Below are 14611 nucleotides of genomic sequence, written 5' to 3'. Positions count from 1 at the left end.
CGCTCGTGTCCTGCCCATGACCCACCGTGCAGCGCGCCGTGACCTGAGGTGAGGCGGCCGTGTGGTAGAGAGCCCTCATGCGGTCGATGCGCGAGATCCACGATGCACTGAGCGCTGAACGCGACGTGCTGGTGGACGAGCTGCTGAAGCAGGTCAAATCCTCGATCCCGTTCTACGCGAAGCTGTCGGAGGCCCAGGAGCGGGCCGGTGCGGTGCAGTTCTTCGAGTACATCATCGGCGGTCTGCTCGATGACGACCGCGGGTGGATCCAGGACTGGGTGAAGCTGGTTCTGGCGCGACGCACCACGCAGGGCGCCGCGCTGGAAGACATGTTCGGCGTGGTCCGCATCACGCGACGGCTCTTCTCCCGGCGCATCCTCGCGGACGGCGCACAGCCTGCGGCGCTCTCCGCGCTCGAGCGGGTGAACGAGATCCTGGACGACCTGATCGGCGCCGCTCCGGCCGCGTTCCAGCGGAGGATGGATGAGGCGATGCAGGCGCTGACCGAGGTCGAGGAGCGCTTCCAGAACCTCTACATGCGCGCCCCGACGATGATGTACACCGTCGACCGGGAAGGTCACATCAAGGCGACGAGCTACCGCTGGCTCGATGTGCTCGGTTACACGCGCGAAGAGGTGATCGGCCGACCCGCCCTGGAGTTTTACGTGGAGGAGACGCGGCAGCGCCTCGTGGAGGAGTGCGCCCCCCGCCTCCAGAAGTACGGCCTGGTGCTCGACCTGCCCGCCCAGCTCGTGACGAAGGAGGGAGAGATCGTCGACGTGTTCCACTCCATCCTCGCCGTGCACAATGCCTGGGGCGAGCTGGACCGGTACATCGCGGTCTTCGTGGACGTCACCGAGCAGCTGCGCATGGAGAAGGCGCTGCGGGAGAGCGAGGAGCGATGGCGGGCGCTGGTGGAGCTGGCGCCGCTGTCGATGTGCGTCCAGCGTGAAGGCGTCGTCCTGTGGGTGAACGACGCCGGTGTCCGGCTCGTGGGCGCCGCCTCCGCCAGCGAGCTTCTCGGGATGAACATCATCGACTTCATCCATCCGGAAGACCGCGAGGAGAGCAGGCGCCAGGTGATGAAGAGCGTGAGGACCGGACAGCGGCTCGCGCCCGTCGACTGGCGGGTGGTCACCCTCCATGGCGAGCTGCTCCATGTCCAGGTGATCGCCCAGGCCATCCTCTTCGGCGGTGAACCAGCGACCCAGCTCGCGCTCGTGGACGTGACGGCGCGCCTCCTCGCCGAGGCCGCCCAGCGCCGGGAGGACGCTCAGGCGAAGCTGATCGAGGCGCAGGAGGAGACGCTCCGCGCGCTCTCGACGCCGCTCATCCCACTGGAGAAGGGGCTCCTGGTGCTCCCTCTCGTCGGCCGGATCACGGGCGACCGCGCGAAGCGCATCGTGGAGGAGCTGGCCTCGGGCGTGGTGGAGCAGCAAGCCTCGGTGGTGATCCTCGACGTCACCGGTGTCCCCGAAGCCGACGAGAGCGTCGCCGCGGCGCTCGCCCGCGCAGCGCAGACCATCCGACTGCTGGGCGCCGAGGTGATCCTGACCGGCATCCAGCCCGTCATCGCGCGCATGTTCGTCGAGCTGAACGTGGACCTCGGTGGGATGACCACCCGCGGCACCCTGCGTGATGGCATCGCCCATGCCCTCGCCCGATGTGATGGCAGGCGCCGCGCGTGGGCCGGCTGAGCCTGCGCGCGCGCGGGCCCGGGACCCTGCCGGGCTTGCGTCGCCTTCACGGCAGGACGTCGCGTCGCAGCTCCGGGAAGACCTTGGAGACCTTGCCCAGCAGGTAGTCCCCGTAGGTCCCGCGGAACTCGTGAACGCTGGCCTGATCCCAGCGCTCCTCGTGGTCGTCGAGCACCTCCACGAAAGCCTCGATGGGCCGCACCTCGGCGTCCCAGTCGGGGTCGAAGAAGAACGGGAACGAGAGCCTGTCGCGCCCGGCCGCGTTCACCACCCGGTGGGGCGTCGAGCGGTACCGACCGCGCGTCATGCGATCGAGCATGTCGCCGATGTTGCACACGAACGAGCCGGGGATCGGAGGCGCCTCGAGCCAGCGCGTCCCGGACTTCACCTGCAAGCCACCCGCGTCGTCCTGCCAGAGCAGGGTGAGCAGCCCGTAGTCCGTGTGTTCTCCGACGCCCCAGCTCGGCTCCTGTGCAGCGCTCGGGGGGGCAGGTGGGTAGTTGAACAGCCGGAACAGCACGAGCGGCTCGCCCGTGTACCGCTCCGCGAAGTAGCGCGCGTCGAGCCCGAGGCTCAGCGCGATCCCTTCCATGATCGCGTGCCCCACCCTGGTCATTGCCGCGATCGTCTCGAGCACCGCACCTCGAAGATCGGGCACCGCCGAGGGGAAGAGGTTCTTGCCGTGCAGCGGCACGCCGGCCCGCACGCGCGGATGATCCTCGGGCAGCTCGGCGCCGAAGTAGAGCCCCTCTTTCAGATCCGGTCGTCCAGACGTCAGCTCCCCGCCCACGCCGAAGTACCCACGCCACGCGCGGCCTCCGCGCTCCATGCGGATCGCCTCCTTCTGCTCGGCGGGGAGCGCGAAGAAGCGGCGTCCGAGCTGCTCCAGGCGCCTGAGGAGTCCCGCATCCACCCCGTGGCCCACCACATAAAAGAACCCATGTTCACGGCACGCGCGTCCGATCGCTGCTGCGACCAGCACCCGATCGCCGATCCCCGAGACCAGAGGACCGACATCGATGACGGGCAACCCGACCGCATCCTCGCCTGGAGCGCCCTTCGTGGCGTCACGCGTCATGCGCCCACCGTACCACGCGCTCCTCGGCCGTCCTGACGCCGCGTTGCCCTCGGGGGGCCGGATCGGGTATGCCTGCCAGTCGGCGCGCTGTTCGGTATCGGCGCTGGAGCGCGGCCCGGAGGATGCTCGACATGGCCCGTTCCCCCCTCACGATGCTGGGCTCGCTCTTGCTCTTCGCTGGCTGCGCAGGGGACGGCGACGTGGCCCCCACGCCTCCCGCCGGCCCGCCGCCCATCGTCGACGAGAACGGCGTCGTCCCCAACTACACGTGCCCCGGTTCGCCGGGGTGCGAGCGCGCCGAAGGGGATTTCCTCGTCGGGGTGGCCGCGCGCCCCATCACGCCCGACCTCGAGACCTGGGACGATCTCGACGGCAACGGCGTGTGGGATCCCGGTGAGCCCTTCGACGACGTGAACGGCAACGGGGAGTGGGATGGCGTGTGGCTCGCCGGCTTCAGCGCTGGGCGCGCAGCGACTGCCGTGCACGACGACGTCTGGAGCCGCGTCCTCACCGTCGAGCAAGGCGACGTTTCCATCGGCATCGTCGGTCTCGACCTCGTCGGCTACTTCCAGCAGGACGTCATCCAGGTGCGCCTGGAGGCGGCGGCGCAAGGGCTCGACTTCGACCACATCGTCGTGACCTCGACCCACACCCACGAAGGGCCCGACACCATGGGCATGTGGGGCGCCGCCTTCGGCGAGTCCGGCTACGAGGAGGCGTACATTCGCTCCATCGTCGAGAAGACGGTCGACGCCCTGGCCGAGGCCAAGCGCGGCCAGCGCGTCGCCCGCATGAAGCTCGCCCGCGCCGAGGCCCCCGAACTGGTGAACGACACGCGCCTCCCCAAGGTCATCGACCAGTCCATCCACACCGCCCAGTTCCTCGACGAGGCGGGCGCCCCCTTCGCGACCCTCGCCGTGTGGGGCAACCATCCCGAAGCCCTCGGCTCCGACAACACCGAGCTCACCTCCGACTACGTGCACTACCTGCGCGAGGACCTGGAGACGCACTACCCCGGCTCGACCACCGTCTTTCTGAGCGGCCCCCTCGGTGGCCTCATGACCACGATCGGCATCGTCGGCTGCCCTGACGCGAGCGGTGCGGACACCTGCCCCCAGGGCACCTTCGAGCGGGCTCAGTACGTGGGCTCGGGCGCCGCCCAGGCGGCCATCCGTGCGCTGGAGGGCCCGGGCGCCACGATCGACGACAACCCCTCCCTCGCCTTCCGCAGGCGCAGCTTCTTCGTCAACCCGACGAACACCGGCCTCGCCTTGCTCGTGCTCTCCGGCGTCCTGCACCGCGACGTGTACTCCAGAGCAGGAAAGCTCATCCCGCGAGAGCAGCAGTCCAGCCTCCCGCTCAGCAGCGTGCGCGACGGCGACGTCCTCATCGGGACCGAGCTGAACGGCATCCACCTCGGCTCGATGGCCCTCGCCATGATTCCTGGCGAGATCTACCCGGAGCTGTGGCTGGTGAAGCCCGACGGCTCCTCGTACATCGAGCAGCCCGAGAACGCCGACTTCCCCGACGCCGTCCCCGAGACCCCGATCCAGGCCGTCCTCCCCGCCGGCGTCGTCCCGGTCATGGTGAACAACGCCAACGACGCGCTGGGCTACATCCTGCCGCAAGCCCAGTTCGACGAGGCGGCGCCCTTCGCCTACAAAGAAAACGGTCAGTACGGCGAACAGAACTCGGTCGGCTACACCATGGGCCCCACGCTCACCCGCGAGTTCGCCGCGATGTACGGCAAGTGAAGCCGCGCGTGCGGTGATAGCCTGAGCCCGTGCGCTCCTCCACGGCCCTCGCGATCGCCCTTCTCACGGCAGCCTGTTCGAGCAGCGATCCCGAGCGCCCCGCGCCTGGCACCCCGGACCCCCCTGGTCCGGAGACCTGCTACGCGCCTCCCGAAGGCGACGATCCCGCTCGCGTCGAGGCCATCGCCCCCTTCCGTCGCTACGTCGATCCCTTCATCGGCACCGGCGGCGTCGGCTTCGGTGTCGGCAGCGCCTTCCCGGGCCCCCAGCGCCCCTTCGGCATGGTCCGCCCTGGGCCCGACACCACCTCGCCTTCGGGCGCCATCGCCTTCGCCCACTGCTCTGGCTACGCCTACGACGACCCATTCATCTACGGCTTCAGCCAGACCCGCATGCACGGCACGGGCATCGTCGACTACGGCCACATCGGCCTCATGCCCACCCTGGGCATGACCGCCGAGAAGACCACGGCTGCGGGCCGCCGCATCGCGTACGACAAGGCCACCGAGCGCGCTTCACCAGGCAGCTACGACGTCACCCTCGCCGACGGCGTGCACGTCGAGATCACCGCGACCGAGCGTGTCGCCCTCTACCGCACCACCTTCCCGCAAGGCAGTGATGCCACCCTCCTGCTCGACATCGGCCACGCACTCCCGGGGGTCGACATCGTCGACGGTCAGGTGGATCTCGACCCCGCGAGCCAGCAGATCACTGGCTTCGCCAAGGTCGCGGGCGGCTACTCCGGCCGCTACGGCGGCATGCCCGTCTACTTCGCCGCGCGGTTCAACCAACCCTTCGTGACCTATGGCGTCTTCCAGGGCGGCGCCCTCGCCCAGGGCGAGTTCTCGCGCACGGGCGGCGACGTCGGCGCCTGGGCCAGCTTCGACCCCCAGGCCGATGGCCAGGTCGGCGTGGCCATCGCCATCTCCTTCGTCGACGTCGCCCACGCCCGCATGAACCTCGCCGAAGAGGCGTCCACGTTCGACTTCGATGCCGTCCGCAGCGACGCCGAAGCCGCCTGGGAGAGCGCGCTCAGCCGCATGGAGATCGTCGCCCGCAAGGAGAGCGACCTCCGCATCGCCTACACCGCGCTCTACCACACGCTGCTCATGCCCACCCTCGCCACCGAGGTCGACGGCACCTACCGTGGCCTCGACGGCGACGTCCACACCGCGGCCGGGTTCACCTACTACACCGACTTCAGCCTCTGGGACACGTACCGCACCCTCCACCCCTGGCTCACCTTGCTGTACCCGGAGCGCCAGCGCGACATGCTCCAGTCCATGGTCGCCATGGGGGTCGAAGGCGGCGCGCCTCCGAAGTGGCCGCTCGGGATCGGCGAGACCGGCGGTATGGTCGGCGACAGCGCGACCGTGGTGTTCGCCGACTCGTGGGCTCGCGGCCTCCGCGACTTCGACCTCGGCGCCGCGTACGACGTCCTCCGGGCGAGTGCCACGACCGAGCTACCGAAGGGCGGCCGCAACCACGTGCTCGAGTATGCGGAGAAGGGCTTCATCGGCATCGAGTCGGGCGGCTCCAGCGGCTCCAGCACCCTCGAATACGCGCTCGACGACTTCGCCCTCGCCACGCTCGCCGACGCCCACGGCCGAGGTGACGACGCCACGCTGTTCAAGGAGCGCTCCGGCAACTGGAAGAACCTCTGGGACGCCGAGAGCGGCTTCCTCCTCGGGCGCCACGCCGACGGCCGCTTCCCCAGCGACGACGACCACAAGGCCTGGCAGGACTACTGGGCCGAGGGCACGACGTGGCACTACACCTGGTTCGTCCCCCACGACCCTCATGGCCTCGCCGAGACCATGGGCGGGCGCGAGACGTTCCTCCGTCGGCTCGACGACTACTTCGCCATGTCGACCTGCCAGCTCGCAGGCAAGCTCCTCCCCAAGCCCTATTACTGGCACTCCAACGAGCCCGTGCTCTTCATCCCCTGGCTCTACGGAGAGCTCGACGAAGCGGCGCGCGCGGCGACCTGGTCACGCTGGGCGCTCGCGACCGAGTACGGCGACGGCCCCGACGGCCTCCCGGGCAACGACGACGGCGGCACGATGAGCGCCTGGTGGCTCTTCACGGCGAGCGGCTTCTTCCCGCGCATCGCCACGTCCGAGTACCTGATCGGCGCCCCCATCCTCCCCGAGATCACGCTCAAGCTGCCCGGCGGCGACTTCACCATCACCACGACCGGCCCTGCCCATGGCGTCCCGGTGCGCGCCACCCTCGACGGCCAGTCCCTCGGGCGTCCCCGCTTCGACCAGAGCCAGATCGCCGCCGGTGGAAAGCTCGTCATCGAGCTCGCCGACGAAGCCCGCGCCTGGGAGTAGCCGCCGAGCGTCCCACCCCACCCTTGCGCCTCGCAGCAACGCCCACCCCGAGGGCACCGCCTTCGTGGCGCCCTCGACCCCCGCCGCTCACTCGAAGCGCAGCGCCTGGATCGGGTCCAGCTTCGACGCCTTGTACGCCGGGTACAGCCCGAAGATCACCCCCACCAGCGCGCTGAACCCCACCGCGATCACCGTCACGTCGGCGCGGATCACCATCGACCACCCGAACCGCTCCGAGAGCTGCTGCGCGCTCACCGTCCCCAGGATGATCCCCAGGAGCCCACCGAGCAGCGACAGCGACAGCGACTCCACCAGGAACTGCGCCAGGATGTGACGCGGCTTCGCCCCGACCGCCATCCGCACCCCGATCTCCCGCGTCCGCTCCGTCACGCTGACCAGCATGATGTTCATGATCCCGATCCCGCCCACCAGGAGCGACACCGCCGCGATGCTGGCGAGCAGCGTGGTCATCGTCTCCGTCCCCTCCTGCTGCGCGTTCGCCATCTCGGAGAGGTTGCGGATCATGAAATCGTCCGGCGCCCCCGGTCGGAGCAGATGCCGCTCCCGCAAGAGCTCGGTCATGTCGCGCTGCGCCGCCGCCGTCCCGAGCGCCGGGTCCGCGCCGATGAACAGGCTCCCGGCGAGGTACTTCTGCAGGCCCCCCTGGATCTTCGCCTGGAAGGTGCTCGACGGCACGAAGACCACGTCGTCGTAATCCTGCCCTTGCGCCGATTGCCCCTTCGTCGCCGCGACGCCCACCACCTCGAACGGCGTGTTGTTCACCCGGACGAGCTGCCCCACCGGGTTCGTCTCCGGCCCGAACAGGTTGGTCGCCACCGTCTGACCCAGCACCACCACCTTCGTCCCGGTGTCGACGTCGCCCTGCGTGAACATCGCACCCTTGCCGGCGGGCCAGTTCCTGATCGCGAAGTACTCCGGCGTCGTGCCGGTGACCATCGTCGACCAGTTCTGCTCCTCGCTCACGATCTGCGCCGTCGAGCGCAGGTTCGGCGCCACGTACCGCACCGACCGCACCTGCGTCCGCAGCGCGTTCACGTCATCCCAGGTGATCGTCGGCGCCGAGCCCGACCCCCCGCGCGCGCCGCCCGACATCGACGAGCCCGACGTGACGATCAAGAGGTCCGTGCCCATCGCCGCGAACTGCGCTGCCACGCTGGCCTTCGCGCCCTCACCGAGCGCCACCATCGCGATCACCGCCCCCACGCCGATGATCACCCCCAGCGTCGTCAGGAACGAGCGCATCTTGTTGCGGAGCAGCGCCCGCGCGGAGATGAACAGCGTCTGCAGCGGGTTCATGGCGTGGCTCCTGGCTCCCCGGCCTCTGGCACGACGGCCTTCTCGGGCACCTGGCGGGTGTCGGACTGGATCAGCCCGTCCTTCACCACCACCAGACGCGAAGCATACGCCGCGATGTCCGACTCGTGCGTCACCAGAATCACCGTGATCCCCTCTCGCCCCAGCGCCTGGATGAGCGCCATGATCTCGACGCTGGTGCGCGAGTCGAGCGCCCCGGTCGGCTCGTCGGCGAGCAGGATCCGCGGGCTGTTCACCAGCGCCCGCGCGATGGCCACGCGCTGCTGCTGGCCGCCCGAGAGCTGGTTCGGCTTGTGATCGGCCCGCGTCCCGAGCCCCACCCGCTCCAGCGCCGCCATCGCCTTCCGGTGCCGCTCCCGCGACGACACCCCGCCGTAGATCAGCGGCAGCTCCACGTTCTCGAGCGCCGTCGTCCGCGGCAGCAAGCTGAAGTTCTGGAACACGAACCCGAGCGAGTGGTTCCGCACCTCCGCGAGCTGGTTCACGTCGAAGCCCGACACATCGCGACCGTCGAGCAAGTAACGACCGCTCGTGGGCCGATCGAGGCAGCCCAGGATGTTCATGAGCGTCGACTTCCCCGAGCCGGACGCGCCCATGATCGCCGTGAACGACCCCGCCTCGATGCTCAAGCTGACCCCGCGCAGGGCCCTGACCTCCACGTCCCCCATCCGGTAGACCTTGGTCAGCTCCTCGACGACGATCGGCGCTTCGCTCATGTCAGAACATCCGGCGCATCCCGGGATTGCCGCCGCCGCGCGGCGCCGACGTGCCGCTCGCGGAAGGGCCCCCGCTCGACGAGATCACCAGCTCGTCGCTTTCCTTCAGCTCACCCTCGAGCACCTCGGTGCTGGTCCCGTCGGTGATCCCCACCGTGATGCGCACCGGCTGCGGCTTCCCATCGCGCAGGATCCACACCGTCCTGCGCGTCACGGGCGCGCCCCCTTCCGCCCCCTCGCCGCCACCCCGGAACGCCTGCGGTCCCTCGCCTTCGCCTGGAGGCCCCCGCCGCCGCATCCCACCCTCCGGTCCACCCGGTCCACCCGGTCCACCCGGTCCACCGGCCCCGTTCGCGCCCCCCCGCCTGCGCCCGCTCCCGGCGCCTGGTGGCCCCCCCTCGGCGACTGCCCCGCTGCCGCTCCCGGCCGGCATCAGCTCTGCCGGAGGCCGGAAGCGAAGCGCCGCGTTCGGCACCTTCAGCGCGTCGTCCTTCTCGGCCACCACCACGCTCACGTTCGCCGTCATCCCCGGCTTCAGCGCCATGTCCTCGTTCCCCACGTCGATCACGGCGTCGTACGTCACCACGTTCTGCACCGTCTGCGCCGCGTTCCGGATCTCGCGCACCACCCCTTGGAACCTGCGGTTCGGGAACGCGTCGACCGTGAAACGCACCGCCATGCCTGCCGCCAGCTTGCCCACGTCGGCCTCGGCCACGAACGTGTCCACCTGCATCTTGCGCAGGTCCTCGGCGATGGTGAACAGCTTCGGCGCTGCGAGCGACGCCGCCACCGTCTGGCCCACGTTCACGTCCCGCGAGATCACCATCCCGTCGATGGGCGACTTGATCGTCGTGTAGGCCAGGTTCACCTCGGCCTGGTACAGGGCCGCCCGGTTCTGCTCCACCGCGCCCTTCAGCGCCTCCACGTTCGCCTTCGCCGCGATCGTGTTCGCTGCCGCCGTGTCGGCGTCCGCCTGCGAGACCAGCCCCTCGGCCCGTAGCCCCTGCGTCCGCGCGTGCTGCTTCTCGGCGAGGTCCGCTTCCGCCTTCGCGCGCGCCAGGTTCCCCGTCGCCGCCATCAGGTTCGCGCGCGCCTTGCGCACGTCCGCCTGGAAGAGCATCGGCTCGATCGTCGCGACGACCTGGTCCTTCTTCACCTCGCTGTTGAAGTCGACGAACAGCTTCTCGATGCGCCCCGATACCTGGCTCCCGACCTCGACGGTGACCAGGGCCGACAGCGTCCCGCTCGCGGTGACCGAGGAGGTCAGGCGTCCGCGCTCCACCTGCGCCGTCTCGAAACGGTACTCGGGCTCCGAGGGACTACGCAGCTTCCAGACGATTCCCGCCACGACGCCGCCGACGACTGCGAGGGTCAGGATCCAGGTCAAGACGCGCTTCTTCATGATGGGTACGTACCGAACGCCCTATACCCTGGCCCGGCCCGGCCTGCCACGTGTCCCGGCTCGCCCGCGCGCGTCATGCAGAGCACGGAGCATGCTGCCCTCCTGGGGGCGGCCACGCCTTCGACGTCGACGCCTTGCGCCACGAACGGGCACGAGAGTGCACACACGCGCCTCGCACGTTCACGCGCCCGCTCTCCCGACGCGCCGAGCGAATCCAGGGATGCGCGGGTTCACCCCGTCGGTACCATGGGAAGCAGGGGGAAACTCAATGCCAGGCAGTCTCGACGTTCGGACTCAGTACGACAGCATCGGTGACGAATACCTGCGCGGCTTCGAGAAGTACGACGCCGAGAGCCGGGCGCGGAGCTACGCCCTGCTGCCGCCGCTCACCGGAGCGCGTGTGCTCGACATCGGCTGCGGTGATGGGACGGACGTCGCCTATTACCTGTCTCAAGGCGCCATCGCGTACGGCATCGACCCGAGCAGCGAACTGATCGAGAAGGCCCGAAGGAAGGCCCCTGGCGCCAGGCTCGACGTCGGCGTCGGCGAGATGCTGCCGTACGCGGACAGGAGCATGGACGTCATCACGAGCACCTACGCCCTGCAGACGAGCGACGACGTCCCCAAGATCCTCTCCGAGGCCGCGCGCGTGCTCCGGCCTGGAGGACAGCTCATCTACAGCTCCAAGCACCCGCTCCGTCAGTTCATGGAGAAGCGCTCGGGCGCGATGGGCGGGGTCAACTACTTCCAGCAGGACATCGTGCAGTGGCACATCTTCGGCGGCGCGGTCCCGCTCTCGGAGCCGAGCCACACGCTCCAGGAGTACCTGAGCCCCGAGGTCCTCATGCGCTTCGACATTCGACACTTCGAGGAACGCTCGGATTTCCCCGCCTCCGACAGAGCGGGGAACGATCACTATCCCTGCTACTTCATCATGCGCGCCGTGAGGCGCTGAGGCGCCAAGCGTGACGTGATGCCCGGCGTCTCCACGCGCAGCGTGAGGCGCTGAAGCTCCATGCACGACGTGAAGCGCTGAGCCTTCCCGCCAAAAGGGCGTGGCCGATCTCCTCGTGAGGCCGTGCATCCCGACGTCCTCATGGCTGCATCGTGCTGCGAGATTTGTTCTTCCGCTGACAGCTTGCGTGCCTAGCATCGGGCTGCTGCGTGTGCGCGCACTCGCAGAGGCGCCACACAGCGCATGACCCATCGCCACGTCACCCAAGGAGGATTTCATGCCCATGGCCGATCTGCCGCGCGAGCCCGGTCCCGCTGCCCGTAACGCATCGTTTCGTCGCACCAGGACCGCTGCCCGAGCGACGATGGTGCGGCGCTCTCTCTCCTTCGTCCGGCTCGTGTCGCTCCTCTCGCTCCTCGTGCTGTCGGGCTGCGTGTACGGCCCCGAAAACAACGACTGGGTCGACTGGTCCCGCCTGACCTTCCGAGGCTTCGCCGAGAACCCCGCGGCGACCATCGAGATCCAGGCGTACAACCAGCGGACGGGCGTCTGGAACGTGGTGACGACGGCCACGTCGACCTCTTCTCCGACCACCTTCGGCGGACAGCAGCTCTACAGCTGGTCCCTCACGAACTTCGACTTCTTCGCGAGCGTGCCGGATGCGGCGTGTTACTGGAGCAGCCACGTGTTCTGCGCCATTCCGGGAGGCTTCGCTTCGGCGAAGTTCCGCTTCAAGGAGCAGGGGAGCGCCCTCGCTCACCTCGTGACGTTCGACGATGGCGGCGTGGCGTGCGTGATCGATCAGGTCGACGACGGCGAGGACTGGTTCGCCGCGGGGTCATCCTGCTCGAGCGACGACAGCCCGGTGCTCACCCTCCGTGTTCTCACCTGACGGCTCCGGCCGAAGGCCGACGACCGCGCTGTCCACGCGGACCACGCTGGCGCACATCCTGCGGACGCTGCTATAGCCAGCGACGTGATCGTCCGAGCCTGTGCCCTGATCGTCGTTTCGGCCTTGTGTGTCGGGTGCTCCTTTTTCCGGTCGCAGGCCGCGGCTTCCTGCTCGCAGAGCTGCCACGGCCTCGACCAGCACGCCTACACGGAGTGCCTCTCGCGCTGCCAGGGCAACCCACCCACCCCCTCTCCGTCTGCGCCGTAGGAGCGCGGTCACCGCGCCGGACGGTTCACGACGTGCCCGACCTTCTCTCTCACTTCCTGGTCTCCCTCTCGGCGGTGTTCTTCATCGTCGACCCGCTCGGCATCGTCCCCATCTTCCTCGCCATCACGGCCGGCTCCTCGCCCGAGAAGATGCGCAGCACCGCCGCGCGTGCGTGTCTCACCGCGTTCGGGATGATGACCTTCTTCGCGCTCTTCGGCGGCGCCGTGTTCAAGGTCTTCGGCATCAGCCTCAGCGCCTTTCGCATCGCCGGCGGCCTGCTCTTGCTCATGACCGCGCTCGACATGCTCCGCGCCAAGCCCTCCGGCACCAGGACCACCCCCGAGGAGACCGAAGAGGGCGTCCACAAGGAGGACGTCGCCATCGTCCCCCTGGCGATCCCGCTGCTCTCGGGCCCTGGTGCGCTCGCCACGGTCGTGGTGCTCATGTCCCAGGGCGGCCCGGGCGTGCTCCCTGCGGGGGCCGTGCTGCTGGCGATCACCATCACCTTCGCCGCCTCCTACTTCATCCTCCGCGGCGCTGCTCTCGTGCAGCGGGTGCTCGGCCGCAGCGGCATGGCCATCCTGGAGCGCACCATGGGCCTCATTCTGGCCGCCATCGCCGTGCAGTTCGTCGCCGATGGCGCCCTGGATCTCCTCGCCTCGTCGCGCGCATCCTGAGCTGGATCCGCGCGCTCCCCGGGGAGCGTGGAAGCCTCGTCCCGGGGAGCGTGGGAGCCTCGTCAGACCCCCTGGCCCGAGCGCGGCCCCTTCATCACCGGCCGCAGCTTCTCGCGGCTCTCGTGCCGGAGCTCCCGGCTCAGCTCACGGACCTGCTGGGCCTCTTCTCGCGTCACCTGACCATCCGCCGTCACCCGCTTGACGGCCTCGCGCAGGAGGACGGCGCCCGCGTCGAGCTCCTTCCGCACGTCGGCGCGGACCGGCGCCGGCACGTCGTGCTTGCTCATCGCCTCTTCCAGGTGCGCGCGTGTCTCCTGGAGCCGCGCCTCCACCCGCTCCTGGAACGCCTTCGCCGTCATCGGCTTGGGCATGTCGCCCGGGCCCTTGGCCTTGCCCACGCCCACGCGCTTCCATTTGCGCTCGCCGCTCGCCTTCCCCTCGCACTCTCCCGGACCCTTCCCGCGGCGCTCCCCTTCGGGCTTGCCGGCCTTGGCCTGCTTGCCTTGAGCCTCTCCCTTGGCCTGTGCCGGGGCGGGGCGCGGCCCCTCGGCGAGCGCGGTGGCGGGGGCGACGCCGAGCGCGACGGAGACGGCGAGGGCTGCGGACTGAACGAAGGTGCGGAGGCTCGACATGATGGGGCTCCCTTGCAGCGGCGCTGCGTGTTGGTTCGTCTCCCCGTGATTGCACCCGTCGTGCCAGCTGCTGGCCGCCCGAACCTCGCGGAATCCCCGGAAAACAGGCTGCGGAGACATGGTCGCAGCCCAGCTCCTGCGGAGCTGCCGGTGCGGAGCCGTTGCCGCACCCGATCTCTCCGTGATGCGACACACGTCTCTTCCCTCCGTTGCGCGCAGGCATCACGCGACCCACGCCGCGCGGTCTCCCCTACCAGCGTGCGCCGCCATGGTAGAAGGGCCGCATGCACTGGAGAGGCGCGCTGCTCGGCCCCGCACTGGTCGGCCTGGCTCTGCTCGGATGTAACCCCTCTGCCGCGTCCGTGGAGACCACGCGCGAAGCGGTCGGCAAGATCCTCGACGACTGGCACGCCGCGGCCGCGATGGCCAACGAGGAGAGGTACTTCTCCCTGCTCACGCCCGACGCCGTCTTCCTCGGCACCGACGCCAAGGAGCGCTGGAACAAGGAAGCCTTCCGCGCGTACGCCCATCCCCACTTCGAGCGCGGCAAGGCCTGGCGTTTCCGCTCCACCCGACGGGCCATCTCGGTCGACACCTCCGGCACCGTCGCCTGGTTCGACGAGGACCTCGCGACCGACACCCTCGGCCCAGCCCGCGGCAGCGGCGTGCTCACCCTCGACCGCAAGAGCGGCGCCTGGCACATCGCCCAGTACAACCTGGCGATCACCGTGCCGAACGCGCAGTTCCCCGCCGTGATGCAGCTCCTCACGCAGCCCATGGAGACGCCGGTCCCCTTCCAGCCGCACTGAGCATCGCGCCGCCTGGCCCCTCGCCGCCGCGCCGCCGCTGCGCCGCCGCTCTGCCTCACCG

Annotated in this window: 12 protein-coding genes; 7 read left to right on the top strand and 5 right to left on the bottom strand. The window is 69.5% G+C overall.

The window, feature by feature from the left end; translation table 11 throughout:
- Positions 1-77: 77 nt before the first annotated feature.
- Positions 78-1697, top strand: coding sequence for a PAS domain S-box protein (locus tag CMC5_RS40970; RefSeq protein WP_050435511.1), 1620 nt, complete (start codon positions 78-80; stop codon positions 1695-1697).
- A 46-nt stretch (positions 1698-1743) separates the two neighbouring features.
- On the opposite strand, the gene CMC5_RS40965 is transcribed toward CMC5_RS40970, so the two are convergent.
- On the bottom strand, positions 1744-2775 hold the full coding sequence (locus tag CMC5_RS40965; RefSeq protein WP_050435510.1) for an isopenicillin N synthase family dioxygenase: 1032 nt from the start codon (positions 2773-2775) through the stop codon (positions 1744-1746).
- 131 nt (positions 2776-2906) lie between these two features.
- Here CMC5_RS40965 and CMC5_RS40960 point away from each other — a divergent pair, with 131 nt between their 5' ends.
- Positions 2907-4529, top strand: a complete 1623-nt coding sequence (locus tag CMC5_RS40960; RefSeq protein ID WP_156339261.1) for a hypothetical protein — start codon at positions 2907-2909, stop codon at positions 4527-4529.
- Positions 4530-4558: 29 nt separating this feature from the next.
- Positions 4559-6865 carry a GH92 family glycosyl hydrolase gene (locus CMC5_RS40955; RefSeq protein ID WP_050435508.1) on the top strand — a complete coding sequence of 769 codons (2307 nt, stop codon included), beginning with the start codon at positions 4559-4561 and terminating at the stop codon, positions 6863-6865.
- An 87-nt stretch (positions 6866-6952) separates the two neighbouring features.
- Here CMC5_RS40955 and CMC5_RS40950 read toward each other — a convergent pair whose 3' ends face one another.
- The 3 genes from CMC5_RS40950 to CMC5_RS40940 are packed head-to-tail and all read right to left on the bottom strand — an operon-like array spanning position 6953 to position 10318.
- Positions 6953-8182 (bottom strand): ABC transporter permease, encoded by a 1230-nt coding sequence (locus CMC5_RS40950; protein WP_050435507.1) that lies wholly within the window; start codon positions 8180-8182, stop codon positions 6953-6955.
- Positions 8179-8916, bottom strand: coding sequence for an ABC transporter ATP-binding protein (locus CMC5_RS40945; RefSeq protein WP_050435506.1), 738 nt, complete (start codon positions 8914-8916; stop codon positions 8179-8181). Before CMC5_RS40945 ends, CMC5_RS40950 begins: the two co-directional genes overlap by 4 nt.
- Position 8917: 1 nt before the next feature.
- Entirely contained in the window at positions 8918-10318 is a 1401-nt protein-coding gene (locus tag CMC5_RS40940; protein ID WP_050435505.1) for an efflux RND transporter periplasmic adaptor subunit, read from the bottom strand.
- A gap of 268 nt (positions 10319-10586) precedes the next feature.
- On the opposite strand from CMC5_RS40940, the gene CMC5_RS40935 reads away from it, so the two are divergent.
- The 3 genes from CMC5_RS40935 to CMC5_RS40925 all read left to right on the top strand — a co-directional run bounded on the left by CMC5_RS40935 (position 10587) and on the right by CMC5_RS40925 (position 13109).
- Positions 10587-11273 (top strand): class I SAM-dependent methyltransferase, encoded by a 687-nt coding sequence (locus CMC5_RS40935; RefSeq protein WP_050435504.1) that lies wholly within the window; start codon positions 10587-10589, stop codon positions 11271-11273.
- Between the two features lie 283 nt (positions 11274-11556).
- A complete protein-coding gene (locus tag CMC5_RS40930; protein ID WP_156339260.1) occupies positions 11557-12165 on the top strand; it encodes a hypothetical protein in 609 nt (202 codons plus the stop codon).
- Between the two features lie 299 nt (positions 12166-12464).
- Positions 12465-13109: a MarC family protein gene (locus CMC5_RS40925; RefSeq protein WP_050435502.1), complete on the top strand. Its 645-nt coding sequence runs from the start codon at positions 12465-12467 to the stop codon at positions 13107-13109.
- Positions 13110-13171: 62 nt separating this feature from the next.
- Here CMC5_RS40925 and CMC5_RS40920 read toward each other — a convergent pair whose 3' ends face one another.
- Positions 13172-13741 (bottom strand): hypothetical protein, encoded by a 570-nt coding sequence (locus CMC5_RS40920; protein ID WP_050435501.1) that lies wholly within the window; start codon positions 13739-13741, stop codon positions 13172-13174.
- A gap of 284 nt (positions 13742-14025) precedes the next feature.
- Between CMC5_RS40920 and CMC5_RS40915 the strand changes: the two genes are divergently transcribed.
- Positions 14026-14550 carry a nuclear transport factor 2 family protein gene (locus CMC5_RS40915; protein ID WP_050435500.1) on the top strand — a complete coding sequence of 175 codons (525 nt, stop codon included), beginning with the start codon at positions 14026-14028 and terminating at the stop codon, positions 14548-14550.
- Positions 14551-14611: the final 61 nt, after the last annotated feature.

Origin of the sequence: Chondromyces crocatus (assembly GCF_001189295.1) — a bacterium.
GTDB lineage: Bacteria > Myxococcota_A > Polyangia > Polyangiales > Polyangiaceae > Chondromyces > Chondromyces crocatus.
This window is presented reverse-complemented; position numbering and strand designations above follow the sequence as displayed.